Genomic DNA, 14,934 nt, shown 5'->3' with positions numbered 1-14,934 from the left:
TGTTTGATCGCGAAATGAGATTGCGCAGCCGGAACTCACCATTTAAAATGCTTCTGCGCATGATTGGCTGATAAAAAATCAATGGGGGTTTCTTTTTTCAGGGGCGACTAAATAGATTAGTGAATCCTTTTGATATTAGCTAAAATATCCTTCTCAAAATAAAGTGACTGATTAAATACTGATGCGTTATTCTACTGGACAAGGTTGACAGCGTTCGCACGATGCATAAAAAATACACCGTTTATTGTAAAGCAAGCTTGTGATAATCCCCTTAAATACCAGCCAAAGTAAGAATTGAGTTTTATTGGAATGAGTTTTTTAGCCCAACTACGGCAACCACAATCTGATGTTGATGGAATAAAATTATGCTACCTGTTTAAATTTGATCCAATCAAAAAACACTTTAATCTGCTTTTAAGTTTAGCCGAACTGAAAAATAACCAGTTGGTTGAGCTGGTCGGACCGTATATTATTCAACCATCACATCTTAAAAATTTACCCTCATTTATACAAGCTAACGATCATCAGATCCTCAATTATATAATCAAACACCACTCTATCACTGAGGGTTGTCAGCAACAATCCGGCGAAATCACTGTGCCATTAGCGAGAGCTGTTTTGATTCAGATGTTGGCTACGAATCGATGTTTTTGGTTGAACACTGAGCAACAATGGCAACCCATTGAGACTTCACCAAGCATAAAAATCGAACTTGAGTGGCAAATTAATGGAATAGGTGATTACCAATTAAAGTGGATTGTCAGTCGCACCACAACCAATAAACTATTGCACAAACTTCATTGCTATACCTTTCAATACAATCAAGATGCCGTTTTAATTTTCAATGTAGAAAAAAAATCATGGGCATTACCACAAATTGAATACACTGATGAGGTACTTAATTTTCTCGATACAAAAAAACGCCAGATACCACTTGTTAATTTAGCAGGCTATCTCACACAATATGAATCGTATTTAATACAACATCATGTTCCACTGCCTAAGGCAGTACCAATCATTGAAAATGAATCGCTATGTACGCCGGTACTCAAAGTTTCTAACTTTAAACAGGCAACTCAATACTCGGCAATACAAGAAGGAGGCCTGTTAACTTGTGGTTTTCGTTATCAAAACGAAAATTTTGCCATTGAAGTTGCTGCCGATACCTCTTCTTCAGCGATACAATATTGGGATGGTAAACAGTTGGTGCAATGGCAACGTGATTTAAGGCTGGAACAACAATGGTTAAACCAACTAGAAAGTTACTTGTACCAACCAGATAATCAATTGAACCAGCAAGAAAATCGTTTAAATCAATTTAATAAATTGCCTCACTCTTTGGCTCGCTGGTATTGCGTATCTTCACAAAGCTGGTATAAGTTTTTTACTCATCATCAGCAAAAGCTAGTTAGTGCAGGATTTCAAATTCATATTGCTTCAGAATTTAAATTTCACTTTGTGCAGGCGGATAACTGGCAAGTTGAACTGACGCCCGATAAAAATAAAGACTTGTCTATTTCTTTCACTGCAACCATAAAGAATGAAAAAATATTGTTAAATGAGTTGTTGCAACAGCTGCAAGCTTTCAATCAGCAACAGTATGATCAACATGCAGCTTTGACTTTAGCTGATGGTCGGCTGTTACTTTTTTCTGCTGATAAGCTCACTAGTTTGCTTGATGAGTTAGGTGATCTATTTAGTCAGCAAGGCAAGCTAATATTGCCTCATAGTCAATTTTATCGGCTTCAACAAATCGAAAAGGGGCTGCCCGAGCAAACTCAATGGTCAGGTTCAATCGAGTCGTTAGAATTAGCACGCAGCTTATATCAACAACCCGCTTTTCTAGAACAAATATCATCCAGTGTGAATGCAACGTTGCGATCTTATCAATGGCTTGGTGTGTGTTGGTTACAACATTTAAAGCGACATCAGATAAATGGTTTGTTGGCTGATGATATGGGATTGGGGAAAACCTTGCAAACTATTGCGCATTTGAGTGTTGAATTTACCCAAAACCCATTAAATAATCCTGCACTAATCGTTGCGCCAAAAAGTCTATTGCATAACTGGGCTTCAGAAATCAATCGTTTTGCACCGCATTTAAAATATAAAATTGTTCAAGGAAGCCAGCGCAAAAAAAATTGGTCAAGCCTCAATAATTATCAAATACTAATTACCAGTTATCAATTGGCAAACATTGATTCGATGGATTGGCAACAACATGCACTGAGTTGGATTATTCTCGATGAAGCACAACAAATAAAAAATTATAGAACCCAAATCAGTCAATCACTCAGACAGATTTCTTCTGAATATCGCTTATGCCTCAGCGGCACGCCTGTTGAGAATCACTTGGGTGAACTCTGGTCAATTCTCGACTTTTTAATGCCAGGCTGTTTAGGTAAATTAAAAGCGTTTAAGCAACACTTTCAAAAACCGATTGAAAGTGATGCTGATGAAAATAAAATGCAGCTGCTAAAACAACGAATTGCACCTTTTATGCTACGTCGAACCAAACAACAAGTTGCCGATGATTTACCCGAAAAAACCGAAATCTATCAATCGATTATTCTATCTGATGAACAAATGATGTTTTATCAGCAACAAAAAGACAGACAACAAACGCATTTGCAGGAACAAATGTTAGCGAGTGAGAATGATGGACAAAAGCAAATATTACTGCTAACGGCATTACTTAAATTACGTCAGGCTTGCTGTGACCCAGCACTACTAGACGAAATGCAAATCACTTCGGCTAAACGACAGCATTGTCTACAAATGGTTGAAGAGTTAGTAGCAGAAAAGCGTAAGATTTTAATTTTTTCGCAATTTACACAAATGCTTGACTTACTAGCAAGTGATTTAAAGGATAAAAAAATCAGTCATTTGATCTTAACTGGTAAGACGCAACACAGACAGCAACTGGTAGATAAGTTTCAGCAAGGCAATACCTCAGTTTTTTTAATTAGTTTAAAAGCAGGTGGCGTTGGGCTGAATTTAACTCAGGCAGATACGGTGATTCACTATGATCCTTGGTGGAATAGCGCTGCTGAGCAGCAAGCTAGTGATAGGGCGCATCGTATTGGACAAAAAAATCCAGTATTTGTTTATAAGTTAATTGCGCAAGATACCATTGAAGAAAAGATTGCGCTTTTGCAACAGCATAAAGCGCAGTTAAGTCAGCATATTAATCATCAGGCACAACTCAGTGGCGAAAAATTTGCATTGAAGCTTGAAGACCTCATGACATTATGGCAACAGGAAATCGAATAATGACATCTTTAAATATTATTTCTATCAATATCATTGATCACTTTACCAGTCAGCAAGGAAATTTTTGCCTTATCGATTGGCTGCTCGCTGAAAATTATCTGGCCTACAGTGATTATGAAAACTGGCGTTATGCTAACGTTAAGTATGTCGATGAAAAAATTCAGTTAGAAAAAAAATCAATTGAAATAATGGTAACCGAAACACAAAATCATTGTCGGAGTTTGGGTTTGGTTAGCGAACCACAGATTTATCACTGTTGGAATACTAACAGTAATCAAACACTAAAAGCTAGTGCTTCAAGCATGATTAATCAGCAACTAATGCAGCGCTGGATAAGGCCGCAAGATGTGCCTCAACTTGATTTGTTTATGGATAATAGCGCGCAAATGGCTGAGTATGATGTAATTAATGCGCTCGCCGATCGACAGTTTGAAAGTGCACAACAAGCCTTAACTAAACTTCAACAAGTTGATCAAAATTGTAAACAGCTGGGTGCCTACCAAGATTTGGTCAACTATGGTTTACACATGACTACCAATCATCTAATCGAACAACAAAGCTTAATTGCCGAATTTGCTGGTTTAAAAAATGAAGTTGTACCGTTAGCTAGGGATACATTAGCAAGTCAAGCCAGAGATTACTTATCTTTTGCCTGGCAGCGGCTGGCTAAAAATATGCAAAATCTGGCATTTGATCCATTAAATCCAGAATTGCATCAAAGCTTTGCTCTGATGCAAATACCTGATATGGACGCAACTATTGCTTGTCTAGAAAAAAATGCACAGTTATTCGATGAGTACTGTCTTTTAAAACGCCTTGTCGATTGTTATTGGTTGGCTCATCAACAAGAAAAATGTTTATTAGGCTGGTGTAAATTATTAGAGATGGATATTTCAGAAACCTTGACAAGTATTCAGCATGACGATGGTGAAATCTATCAGCTATGGCAAGATTATTGGGAAGAGTGTGAGAACTGGCCGGACGATTTATTCGCCGCTTATGTATTAATTAAAAAGCCGATGTTGGTACATTTTTCTGATGAAATCAATTTGTTAACTGACCAAGTAAATCTGACTGTCGTTGAGTTGTTAAAAGTAAAAATTAATGGCGATGATGAAATTAGTCAGCGTAAAGCACTACAACAATTATCACCACAATTATTAGGTTTATATTTGAAAAATACCTGACGTTATTAACAAGGATTGTGACACAAAATAATCTCGTTGGTCGATAGGAATGTAATAAATATAAATTATTATTTCACTTGAACTTTTGCTCTAGTAGTATTGCAAGCAAACCATCAAATCAGAAAAAATAGGTAATTAGGATGAAAAGAGCGCCACAATTACGTGCATTATCGAACGAACATCATCAAAGTTTGGTACTGGCTCGTAAAGCGAAAAATACGGGTAAGGATGGATTTGCTTCTGTTGAAGATACTTGGCAAGAAGTTGACTCCCACTACCAAAGCGTATTGAAACAGCATTTTCAAATTGAAGAAGATTTTATCGCAAAGCAGCTTACTCAGCTTGGTGAAAAAGAGATGACTTATCGACTTTTTGATGAGCATAAACAATTAAAGCAGTTGCTGGAGTCAGAACAAAAAACACTAGAGAGTTTAGTTCAGTTTGGTGAGTTATTAGAGCAACATGTCAGGTTTGAAGAGCGGGAGTTATTTCAAACTGCACAAAATAAATTGAGCGAAGATGATTTGGCAAATATTCTGAATGCTTGTTCAGTTGAAGCGTAAATGTAAAAACAATAAGTTTATTGGGGTTAGATAGAAATTAGTCAATCGATGAGTCAATGCTTGGTTGTTCTTAATTGATGGTAATGAATAATTTAATGTGTGAAAGCTAATTATATAGGTAATAATTTGTCGAGTGTATGTATTTACTTCGCTTGGCAATTGGTAAATTATTGATTTAATGAATAAACACAAATGACACTTGTATTTATATGCTGTAGAGTTGAGTAATAACGCTCTTGATAATTAACTTCTTTGCTGTAAATGCTGATATTAAAAATAATTTGGAATCAGTAAAAAACTCGCTTGAAGCTTAATGAGATTTATTGCGTTTAATCAACTGTTCTATTTAAAATACTCACAAAATAACGAAGCGGTAAACTTAAATTGCACAATTTGATAGAAGGTCTCAAACGGCAAGGTTCAGGAGATATTGTAAGAAAGGCTTTCTTAAAACTAGTAATGTTTGTTACTTGCTTTATAGCTGGCCTAATCTTCAGTCGCTATTTCCGAGATGTTCCTGAATTATTCAAGATAACTTGGGATAACATTGGTGGTCTGATTGGAATATCACTGATAGTCATTGCTGATATGTGTAGAGATATCACCAAGCTATATGATAATAAAATAGAACAAGGCGCTGAAAAAGACGCCAACAACGGCTCTTATTAGTGAAGTGTTCTAACTAGGAGAAAAAATGAAGAAGATTGCGCATTTGATAATGCTAGCATTTTCGAGTGGAGTATTGGCAGACTGTAATAGCGGGTAATGCTCCAATGTTAAAATAACTCGAATGTATGTTACCCCGAATGGGAAAACAGTGATTAGTACTTCGGGAGACGAATCGAATCTCTCATGTGAAGCCGGGGCCAGCGGCTACATTTCAATGGATGCGGAGCAGAAAAATTACGATGCGGCTTATTCCCTAATTTTGACGGCGCATACAACCGGTCATCCTATCACTGTAAGAGCTACGGAAAGTGGTTCTTGTGAAATTCAATATGTCGTCTCAGATAATTAGTTATAACAATAGAGTGTAATTTCGATTCCGCAAAAAACATGCCTCTCGAATTACGCAAGCGTTAAAAGAAAATTTACTAAAGGAGACTTTTTTGAAGATTATTCTTTTGAACGTATTGTTAGTATTAACAATTGGTGTAACTGGTGATAAATCTGGACAGCCATTTTTCATCATAAGTGAAACACATATTAATAAATAATTGCATACTGGTTCACAAAATTAAATTAGTGAGAGAAGTAATACTTTGGTAGGATATATTCATCACTAAGCAGGCAATGTGATAAATGCTTAGTTACCTGTGATATTTCGAATGTAGAGAAAACATTTAAATATCGAAAAGATTTGAAAAGTGAGTCAATTCTTAAAAAGGACTTAGCATCATGTTATTCGACCCATTCTACGTCAGATCACGCAGCCGCAGGCGCTTTTTATTTGCCCCTTATTTTTTTGAAGCTAACCCCCTCGAATTTGAAATCAATACCGAATGTAAAACGCGTGATGATATTTTTATCAAGCAGTTTTTATGGCGACTGACCGACGAACAAAACTTCCCGCAGCACCTCTGGCGAATTGTCGAAAAAATTGGTCATTACCACGGCTTAACCATTCAATCCTGGTATACCGAGGATGATGTCATCGATGACTTAGTCCACCTCATCAAAATTCAAACGATTATAGTGTATAACTGTTTAATTCGAGATGAATATGAATTAGAGGGCTTCCTTGGTGATTATGGCTGGGGAGATAATCAAATCGAATATTTAGAGCGGTATCGCGCCGAAAATGGTGAGTATGATCCCAATTATTTTTGGCCATTGGAAGAATATTATAAATTGCTGGATACTAATCCCACCGCAGCAGGTATTGCTAAAAAGTTTCGTGAAAAGCATACGCGGCGGGTTGAGGCTGAGCGGCGGTTAATTGTAAATAAAGCTAAGCCTAAGGAAAAAGCAGATTATGATGTGAGTGTTGAACAATCAGGGAATATTGTTGATAATGAGCGGACGCATCGTAGTGAGTTGGGGAGAGATGTTCCAAACAATACTCCAACAAAGCAAGAAGCTCTTCAACGAATGCAAGAAGCACTTCGTTACCGTCAAATGGGATGGAACCATGAGCAGAAAAAATTCAGTATCATTGAAACTTTAGGAATTTCACGAGCAGAAAAAACGTTTGGGCGTAGATTCCAACCATCAAATATTGAAGGTGTTGATTTCTTAGATCCTCAAGGATTTGGCAAAGTTTCCCTTAAAGGGCCTTTCTTAGATAAAGATTTAAATCCTCTTAAATTGGAGTATCAAGAAGGTGCTATTAAAAGTATCTATAAGCACGTTGAAAGAAATACTGCTGTAGATGTACATATAATTGATACTACAGGTTTATCGGATGACGTTTTCAAAGCGATGCAAGAAGCGTTGAAAAACTCCAAAACAAGAATTGAGTATATAAGGTAATTTTGATGGCCACGAGTTCTATTAGATATGGTTCAAACGATGTATTTGTGAAAGATCATGAAATAGGTGATTGGATCAAAGCAATGACAGATCAATTTGATCATTTAATTTCTTCAGGTAAGGACGTTGAGTGGTTGTTGGTAGAATGTAATCGATGGTGTGAGATATATGAAAATTATCCACCAGGACTTAAAGACATAGAGTTTGATGATGTGCTTGCTGTTGATTCGGAAAATAGAATAGATGAAATAGTTGGTGTATTAAACTCCGTTTTAAAACAAACTACTTCTAATGGTTATGAACTAGAAATTGCAAAAAATATTAGCTCAAAAATTTTGAGTGACTTATTTAATAAGTAGCAAAAAGCCCGGCTGTCGCCGGGTTTGCTTTTATCTACTCAGTAATCTATTACTCGATTGGCTTATCATAATCAGGCCCAATGATAAGCAACTCCGGATGCATGGCGATTATGAGTGGACGACCCACAGTAAAACCGCCAACCACCGACCTGCGATACTGATTTGCGGTGTGGGTGGTCCGGGGTACTGGCAAAGCCCTGGGCAATGAAAGGATTGAACGCTGGTCTCACAAAAAGCGAGCCGCCGAGAGTTGGGGTTAATATCAATCTCAACGGTAGAGCATTGAGCCCGATAGTGGCAAGAGTTTGAATTACAAGGCGAATTAGCTGGCCTTGGGTGTTGGCGCACCCTTGGTCAGCGCTTTAAAAAATACTTATCCAGATTGCTGCTGTATCACAGCATCTAGCATCTCCATTACAAATCGTTGTTTAGCTCGGGGGAGTTGTTGGATCTGAGCAACTTGCTGCTCCAGCTTCGATGTGGGGCCACGCTTCTTTTTAGCTGTGGTGACTTCTCCCACCAACTCCTCAATGGATACTTCCAACTCTTTCGCTAACGGCAATAATGTTGATACGGCGATCCTGAGTCGTCCACCTTCATAATGTGCCATTGTCTGTTGAGAGATCCCGAGAATATCGGCGAGCTGAACCTGAGTGAGGTTCTGAGCCTTGCGATATTGAGCGATACGCTGTCCCAGTTCCTGATAATAAACCTTGTCTTGAGGCGTCATGTGATTAACCAGTTTCTTAATTAACGCCATCAGTTTACCCCCTGTTTTTATTATCAGTGTTGGCAATACTCTAAAATAGAGTACTCTGCAACAGAGTTATTTTATGGTTTTAGGTATTGACAAGGTTTTAGGGGATTCGGCTATGGCGCGGTTATCTGATGAATTAATCGGCAGAATCAAACATGAGGTGTCATTAGTCCGATTGGTTGAGGCGAAGGGCTTCACTTTGAAACCGCACGGCAAAGATTATGTGATGTGCTGTCCGTTCCATCAGGATGATACGGCATCGCTGGTGATCACTCCCTCAAAGAATCTCTGGCATTGCATGGGGGCGTGTCAGGAAGGAGGAAGTGTGGTTGATTGGGTGATGAAAACGGAAGGGGTGTCGTTTAAGCATGCCATTGAATTATTGAAAAATGATTTACCTCACTTAGCTGCTGAAAGTAATGAATCCCCAAAAGTTGTAAAAAAAAAGTACAAAGCCGAAATTACCGCCCACCTTAGTCTCTAATGCGGATCACCAAACGGCACTTAAGCATGTGATCGATTATTACCATGACACCTTAAAAAACTCACCGGAAGCATTGGAGTATTTGGAAAGTCGAGGCTTAAAAAATGCGGAACTTATTGAGCATTTTAAGTTGGGGTTTGCCAATCGAACCCTGGGCTATCGGTTGCCGAAAAAAGATCGAGAGGAAGGCTCAAAAATCCGAGGTCAATTACAAGAGATAGGATTATTACGGCAATCGGGCCATGAGCATTTTAATGGCTCGATTGTTATGCCAGTCATCGATGAGAATGGAATTATTAGTGAAGTTTATGGACGAAAATTATTAGGAAAAAGATTACGCAAAGGAACTGCGATACATACCTATTTACCGGGGCCGCATGAGGGTGTTTGGAATGTTGCAGGTTTAAAAAATTGCCGTGAGGTTATCTTATGTGAAAGTTTAATTGATGCCATGACCTTCTGGGTGAATGGGTTCAGAAATGTCACTGCAAGCTACGGTACATCGGGATTTACGGATGATATTTTAAAAGCCTTTATCGATAACAACGTTGAGAAAGTACTCATTGCTTACGATAGAGATGAAGCGGGAAACAAGGCAGCAGAAAAGTTAGCGAAGAAATTAAACGAACAAGGTATCGATGCGTATCGTGTGTTGTTCCCAAAGGGAATGGACGCTAACGAATATGCAAGGCAGGTTCAGCCAGCGAATAAAAGTCTCGGTCTAGCGCTCAGAAAAAGTGAATGGTTAGGGAATGGAGAGAAGTCTCAATCTATAGAAAAAATGGATGAGATAACGCCTGTAGAGCATGAATCTATCGATAAAATTAATGAGTCACCTGCTTTAGTCGCAAGCCCACAACCAGAAGTCTCGACCGTCGAAGTTCCGGCGAGTGTGTCGGAAAATGAAATCAATATCACGCTAGATAACCGATTGTATCGAGTTCGAGGACTGAATAAAAATTTAAGCTATGAACAACTAAAAGTGAATATGCTCATCAAGGAAGGCGACACCTTCCATGTGGACACCTTCGATATTTACAGCGCGAAACATCGGGCGAGTTATGTAAAACAAGCCTCTCATGAACTTGGCATCAGTGAAGACATCATCAAAAAAGATTTAGGCAAAGTGTTGCTTAAGCTCGAAGAGTTACAAGATCAACTCATTAAAGGGACACTGGCTAAAAAAGAGAAAAAGCCGGTGATGAGTGATGAGGAAGTTAAGGATGCATTAGCTTTATTAAAATCACCGACATTACTTGACCAGATACTAAATGACTTTAACCGCGCTGGTGTTGTTGGGGAAGAGACGAATAAACTGGTTGGCTATTTAGCGGCGTGTTCTAGAAAACTCGATAGACCGTTAGCTGTGATGGTGCAAAGTTCATCGGCGGCGGGAAAATCATCATTAATGGAAGCGGTGCTCTCGTTTATGCCGGAAGAAGAACGAATACAATACTCAGCGATGACTGGTCAATCGCTGTTTTATATGGGCGAAAGTGATTTAAAAAACAAAATACTGGCGATAGCGGAAGAAGAGGGTGCAGAGAATACGAGTTATGCATTAAAGCTCTTACAAAGTGAAGGTGAAGTGAGTATCGCCAGCACCGGAAAAAATGCGACCACTGGAAACCTTGAAACTCAAGAATACCGAGTAGAAGGGCCAGTGATGTTGTTTAGTACAACAACGGCCATCGATATCGATGAAGAGCTAATGAATCGATGCCTGGTGTTGAGTGTTGATGAAAGTCGAGAGCAAACCAAAGCGATACATGCGGCACAAAGAAAGCGCCGAACGCTGGAAGGACTCAAAGCGAAAAAGGAAAAATCAAAACTCATCACCTTACATCAAAACGCACAACGATTATTATGGCCATTGGCCATCATGAATCCTTATGCTGATCAACTGACCTTCCTTGATGATAAAACCCGAACACGGCGTGACCATGAAAAATATTTAAGTCTCATCGATACAATCGCGTTATTGCATCAGTATCAAAGAGAAGTAAAAAAGGAAGTCTGGGAAGGTGAAACACTGGAATACATCGAAGTGACACTCGATGATATTAACGTGGCGAATAAACTGGCTCATGATGTGTTAGGTAGAACGCTCGATGAACTCCCACCACAAACGAGACGATTATTAGAGCTGATAAAAGAACTGGTGCATGAGCAGTGCGAGTTGCATCGATATAAACAAAAAGATTATCGCTTTAGTCGCCGTGATATCCGAGCCTTTACTGGATGGAGTGATGGACAGTTAAAAATCCATTGTCGACGATTAGAAGAAATGGAATATCTGTTAGTGCATACCGGAGGACGAGGAAAAAATATCCTGTATGAACTGGCTTATGACGGAGATTTAGAAGATGGAAAACCTCACCTGATGGGATTGATTGATGTTAAAAAAATACAGTGTGATGCACAAAAGTCAGGGGTAAATGGAAAAAAGGTAGCCTCAAGTCAGGCCCAAGTTAGTGATAAGTTAGGGCTAAGTCAGAGTGGTGAAAACAAAAATAATACTATGAATATAGTCTCAAATGGATTTAGTTCAGAAATAAGCGAGAAAAGCGCATCTTATAAAAATAAAGGTTCATCGCATCGTACAGGTGTAAGTCATGCCTGATAGCCGACCTGATGTTACCCAATATACTCATATTGCTAACCTTGCTGATCCACAAGGTATGTATCAAATGGTACAGGAATATATCCAGTGGATGGCGATAAAAAACTACTCACAACAAACCATTAACGGACGTGAGTTGTTCTTATTTATCTTTTTAGAATGGGCGGGGCAACGAGGATTAATTAGACCGAGTGACATTACCAAACCGATATTAGAAAGGTTCCAGCGTTACCTGTTCCATTACCGAAAAAAAGACGGAAATCCGTTATCGTTCCGCAGCCAATACAACCGACTGGCTGCCATACGCGCCTGGTTTAAATGGCTCTCAAAAGAAAATCATCTACTTTACAATCCGGCGAGTGAAATCGAATTACCGAAATTAGATAAACGATTACCCAAAGCGGTGTTAAGTGAAAGTGAAGCGGAGAGAGTGCTCAATGAGCCGGATGTACATGATGCGATGGGATTACGTGACAGAGCGATATTAGAAACGCTTTACAGTACCGGAATACGTCGAATGGAATTAACCAATTTAGCAGTGCAAGATGTGGATGCCGATCGCGGAACGCCGTTCGTTCGTCAAGGCAAAGGACGACGAGACAGGATGATCCCCATCGGTGAACGAGCATTGCAATGGATAGAAAAATATTTAGAAGAAACGAGACCGGAATTATGTTGTGGCCGAGATGGAGGAATACATTATTTAAATCGATTCGGTGAAGCGATAACGCCTAATGGATTAACAACACTGGTTCGTAGATATATTAAAAGCTCGAACATCGGCAAGAAAGGATCGTGTCATTTATTTAGGCACACAATGGCGACATTGATGTTAGAAAATAGAGCGGACATTAGATTTTATCCAGGCGATGTTAGGACACGTTAAATTAGATACGACACAAATTTATACGCAAGTGTCGATAAAGAAACTCAAGGAAGTTCACACACTGACGCACCCGGCAAAAAGCCGAAGAACAAAAGTAGTGGACGAGTGGGGTGATGAATCAGAACAAGAACCAACGGAAGACGATTTATACTCAGCTTTAGCTGCCGAAGAAAAAGACGAGAGTTAGAGTTGCGTGCCAGAGAATGAGCAGTGGAGTTGTCTGTGAGTTCAGTACCTCCGCCGCTGCGCTCTGTCGGGCAGTCCTCCTGCGTCGAACTGCACAGTAAAAAATGTTGCTGCAAAGCGCGCTTCCCCGCCCTAAAAACCCTGCTCGCCGGCGCTAGGGCCCCCGCGCGCCGTCATGTTAAAGGTTCGTCTTGGCCATCGAGGTTGTAGGTGAGTTCATCACAGCGGGCAGAACGGGCTGGTCGCATGGCTCTAAGGGCAAAGAGCTTAAAACCCTAAAGCGCTGCGGCTGTCGCCGCTGCGCTTTTATTGCAGCTAAAAGAAAGTACCTGGTTCGTAGCCAGGTGTTCGCTGTGATCGGCACAGGGGATTCAAAATCCCCCGCCTTAGCGGCAAATGTTACCCATGCAAACAACTAGAAAGTGGGATAGGGATTCGAACCCTAGATAAACGACGGACTGTTAATCCGTCGTTCCTGAGTAGTTGGCTTCGAACCAATTGGTCGGGAGTTCGAATCTCTCCGGGCGAGCACTTGCACCCCATGCAAGTGCTCTAGGTGCAGCTAAATTGCAGGTTGGACAAAAAACTTCTGAAAAGTGCAGAAAAGGCTAATGGCCCACGAGTTTTTACGATACAAAAGGGTATTGCTCCGTACAGGAACATGCTACGTGGCTGATTTATATAAATACCAGAGATATAAACTATAAGGAGTATCAAAACTTGAAAATTAGTTTGATTAACATTGAATGGTCAGAAAAAGAGACTGAAGTAATAATTAATGCTGTTAAGCAATGGTTATTAGGTGGGGTCGGTGTCTCGAATCTTTTAAAGAAAGATAAAGCCTCAACAAAAGAGTTGTCCTCTGATGAAAACAATGATGAAACATAATGGCGGCTAACGCCGCCTTTATGTTCAAAGAAGTGATTTAGCAAATGAGATATTAGATGTTGCTTGAAAATAAAAGTCGCCTCTGGGGTTAAAATCTGTAAAATCGTAATTCTGAGTGTTGAGGTTCTTTAAAAGTCTGGTGGGTTCTCGCGTGCGCGCGCATGTAGTCGGATGTTGCGTCGGGTTCACTTGTTGTTCCAAACAAGGTTGCTAGAGTTGACTTGGTTGATAATTTTAAAGCTTCCACCAGTAAAAACGGGACCGTTAAATACAGTTATCTAGAGCCAGATGATGGGCATGGATTGTTTGCAAGAATTGAAAAGGATGGAACTTTAGCATTTGACATAAAAGCGCAAGGCAATGCTAGTGAGTTGGGTTCTGGAAAGGATATGTTCTAAAGCTTAATGAATAGGCTAGAAAAAGACGGTGTTGAAGTAAATGCTATTAGGGGGCACTGGTATGCTAATTCAGGTAGCTCGAATTTCGAAAAGTTTGATTCTTTAATACAAAGTGGAATGCCAAAAAATCAAGCTGCTTTTGAGACTTGGACAGGTCAAAGAGCATTTGAATACGGCTTCACGAATATCAAGTCTATTGAAGAAAGTCTGTTTGGTCACTACACAGTCTTTTTTACTAAATAGAATGAAGGAAGTTAATATGAAAGATGAATATCTTCAATATTTTAGCGATGAAATTAAAAAAGGAACTAATATATCTGAAGTTCTAAGAGCTTTAATTTTTATGGATAAGTCACTAAGCTCTCACGAACTCAGTGAGCTTGTAGAAGAAGCATTTCCTTCTACAAACTCGGAGTTATTACAGGCTATCTGGCATTGGGAAGGTAAAAAGGAAGGAGGGATAACTGATAACAAGTTAGATTTAATGGGAAAGCATTACATTCAAATATGAATTGATAGGAACAACAAGTAGCTACTTGTTGTTCCAAATAATGCAATCAGTCGAAGTGAAATGCTTCGAAAGAAGTATAGTCACCTTTCATTAACCGAAAAATTAGCAAGAATGGAAATGCTTGCATGAATGAGGACAACAATAACTTGTTATTCTAATTATTTGGGTTTGATTAAATTAATATAAAATTAGGTAAAGAAAAAATGGCAGGGTTTCAAATTATTAGGTCGGTTTTATTGTAATTGCTCAAAAAGCAGGGGCATTATGTAAGCAATCGATCACAAGAAAATCAGAAAAAGATCAATTTAATTGGCGAAAATCGATCACATTTAAAAGATTCAGTTAAT

Annotated in this window: 14 protein-coding genes and 1 tRNA gene; 14 read left to right on the top strand and 1 reads right to left on the bottom strand. The window is 39.2% G+C overall.

Annotated features, from left to right (window positions below):
* Nucleotides 1-309 precede the first annotated feature (309 nt).
* From ABVT42_RS21065 to ABVT42_RS21040, 6 genes are all read left to right on the top strand, one after another.
* Nucleotides 310-3,273, top strand: coding sequence for a DEAD/DEAH box helicase (locus tag ABVT42_RS21065; protein WP_353897908.1), 2,964 nt, complete (start codon nucleotides 310-312; stop codon nucleotides 3,271-3,273).
* On the top strand, nucleotides 3,273-4,460 hold the full coding sequence (locus ABVT42_RS21060) for a hypothetical protein (protein WP_353897909.1): 1,188 nt from the start codon (nucleotides 3,273-3,275) through the stop codon (nucleotides 4,458-4,460). Before ABVT42_RS21065 ends, ABVT42_RS21060 begins: the two co-directional genes overlap by 1 nt.
* 140 nt (nucleotides 4,461-4,600) lie before the next feature.
* Nucleotides 4,601-5,023, top strand: coding sequence for a hypothetical protein (locus tag ABVT42_RS21055; RefSeq protein WP_353897910.1), 423 nt, complete (start codon nucleotides 4,601-4,603; stop codon nucleotides 5,021-5,023).
* Nucleotides 5,024-5,407: 384 nt separating this feature from the next.
* Nucleotides 5,408-5,692: a hypothetical protein gene (locus ABVT42_RS21050; RefSeq protein WP_353897911.1), complete on the top strand. Its 285-nt coding sequence runs from the start codon at nucleotides 5,408-5,410 to the stop codon at nucleotides 5,690-5,692.
* Nucleotides 5,693-6,421: 729 nt separating this feature from the next.
* The gene (locus ABVT42_RS21045; RefSeq protein ID WP_353897912.1) at nucleotides 6,422-7,495 is read left to right on the top strand and encodes a hypothetical protein; all 1,074 of its coding nucleotides are present in this window, start codon (nucleotides 6,422-6,424) and stop codon (nucleotides 7,493-7,495) included.
* A 5-nt stretch (nucleotides 7,496-7,500) separates the two neighbouring features.
* Nucleotides 7,501-7,854, top strand: coding sequence for a hypothetical protein (locus ABVT42_RS21040; protein WP_353897913.1), 354 nt, complete (start codon nucleotides 7,501-7,503; stop codon nucleotides 7,852-7,854).
* 373 nt (nucleotides 7,855-8,227) lie between these two features.
* Here ABVT42_RS21040 and ABVT42_RS21035 read toward each other — a convergent pair whose 3' ends face one another.
* Entirely contained in the window at nucleotides 8,228-8,614 is a 387-nt protein-coding gene (locus ABVT42_RS21035) for a helix-turn-helix domain-containing protein (RefSeq protein WP_353897914.1), read from the bottom strand.
* 73 nt (nucleotides 8,615-8,687) lie between these two features.
* Between ABVT42_RS21035 and ABVT42_RS21030 the strand changes: the two genes are divergently transcribed.
* From ABVT42_RS21030 to ABVT42_RS20995, 8 genes are all read left to right on the top strand, one after another.
* On the top strand, nucleotides 8,688-9,095 hold the full coding sequence (locus ABVT42_RS21030) for a CHC2 zinc finger domain-containing protein (protein ID WP_353897915.1): 408 nt from the start codon (nucleotides 8,688-8,690) through the stop codon (nucleotides 9,093-9,095).
* Nucleotides 9,096-9,123: 28 nt separating this feature from the next.
* Entirely contained in the window at nucleotides 9,124-11,718 is a 2,595-nt protein-coding gene (locus ABVT42_RS21025; protein ID WP_353897916.1) for a toprim domain-containing protein, read from the top strand.
* Nucleotides 11,711-12,604 (top strand): site-specific tyrosine recombinase XerC, encoded by an 894-nt coding sequence (gene xerC / locus ABVT42_RS21020; RefSeq protein WP_353897917.1) that lies wholly within the window; start codon nucleotides 11,711-11,713, stop codon nucleotides 12,602-12,604. The genes ABVT42_RS21025 and xerC overlap by 8 nt, the downstream gene beginning before the upstream one ends.
* 621 nt (nucleotides 12,605-13,225) lie before the next feature.
* Nucleotides 13,226-13,319, top strand: a tRNA-Arg gene (locus tag ABVT42_RS21015).
* Nucleotides 13,320-13,510: 191 nt separating this feature from the next.
* Entirely contained in the window at nucleotides 13,511-13,678 is a 168-nt protein-coding gene (locus tag ABVT42_RS21010; protein WP_353897918.1) for a hypothetical protein, read from the top strand.
* A gap of 221 nt (nucleotides 13,679-13,899) precedes the next feature.
* Entirely contained in the window at nucleotides 13,900-14,076 is a 177-nt protein-coding gene (locus tag ABVT42_RS21005) for a hypothetical protein (protein ID WP_353897919.1), read from the top strand.
* Between the two features lie 6 nt (nucleotides 14,077-14,082).
* Complete coding sequence (locus ABVT42_RS21000) at nucleotides 14,083-14,319, top strand: hypothetical protein (RefSeq protein ID WP_353897920.1); 237 nt, start codon at nucleotides 14,083-14,085, stop codon at nucleotides 14,317-14,319.
* 16 nt (nucleotides 14,320-14,335) lie between these two features.
* Nucleotides 14,336-14,587 carry a hypothetical protein gene (locus ABVT42_RS20995; RefSeq protein WP_353897921.1) on the top strand — a complete coding sequence of 84 codons (252 nt, stop codon included), beginning with the start codon at nucleotides 14,336-14,338 and terminating at the stop codon, nucleotides 14,585-14,587.
* The last annotated feature ends 347 nt before the right edge of the window (nucleotides 14,588-14,934 follow it).

The sequence above is a fragment of the Aliikangiella maris genome (assembly GCF_040719265.1).
GTDB classification, from domain to species: domain Bacteria; phylum Pseudomonadota; class Gammaproteobacteria; order Enterobacterales; family Kangiellaceae; genus Aliikangiella; species Aliikangiella maris.
Note: the sequence above shows the minus strand (reverse complement) of the source record. Positions and strands in the feature narration are given on the sequence as shown.

Bases quoted from the DNA above. Each gene is read 5' to 3' on its own strand.
- ABVT42_RS21065 (WP_353897908.1), top strand. From the start codon at position 310: ATGAGTTTTTTAGCCCAACTACGGCAACCACAATCTGATGTTGATGGA.
- ABVT42_RS21060 (WP_353897909.1), top strand. From the start codon at position 3,273: ATGACATCTTTAAATATTATTTCTATCAATATCATTGATCACTTTACC.
- ABVT42_RS21055 (WP_353897910.1), top strand. From the start codon at position 4,601: ATGAAAAGAGCGCCACAATTACGTGCATTATCGAACGAACATCATCAA.
- ABVT42_RS21045 (WP_353897912.1), top strand. From the start codon at position 6,422: ATGTTATTCGACCCATTCTACGTCAGATCACGCAGCCGCAGGCGCTTT.
- ABVT42_RS21040 (WP_353897913.1), top strand. From the start codon at position 7,501: ATGGCCACGAGTTCTATTAGATATGGTTCAAACGATGTATTTGTGAAA.
- ABVT42_RS21035 (WP_353897914.1), bottom strand. From the start codon at position 8,614: ATGGCGTTAATTAAGAAACTGGTTAATCACATGACGCCTCAAGACAAG.
- ABVT42_RS21030 (WP_353897915.1), top strand. From the start codon at position 8,688: ATGGTTTTAGGTATTGACAAGGTTTTAGGGGATTCGGCTATGGCGCGG.
- xerC (WP_353897917.1), top strand. From the start codon at position 11,711: ATGCCTGATAGCCGACCTGATGTTACCCAATATACTCATATTGCTAAC.
- ABVT42_RS21000 (WP_353897920.1), top strand. From the start codon at position 14,083: ATGAATAGGCTAGAAAAAGACGGTGTTGAAGTAAATGCTATTAGGGGG.
- ABVT42_RS20995 (WP_353897921.1), top strand. From the start codon at position 14,336: ATGAAAGATGAATATCTTCAATATTTTAGCGATGAAATTAAAAAAGGA.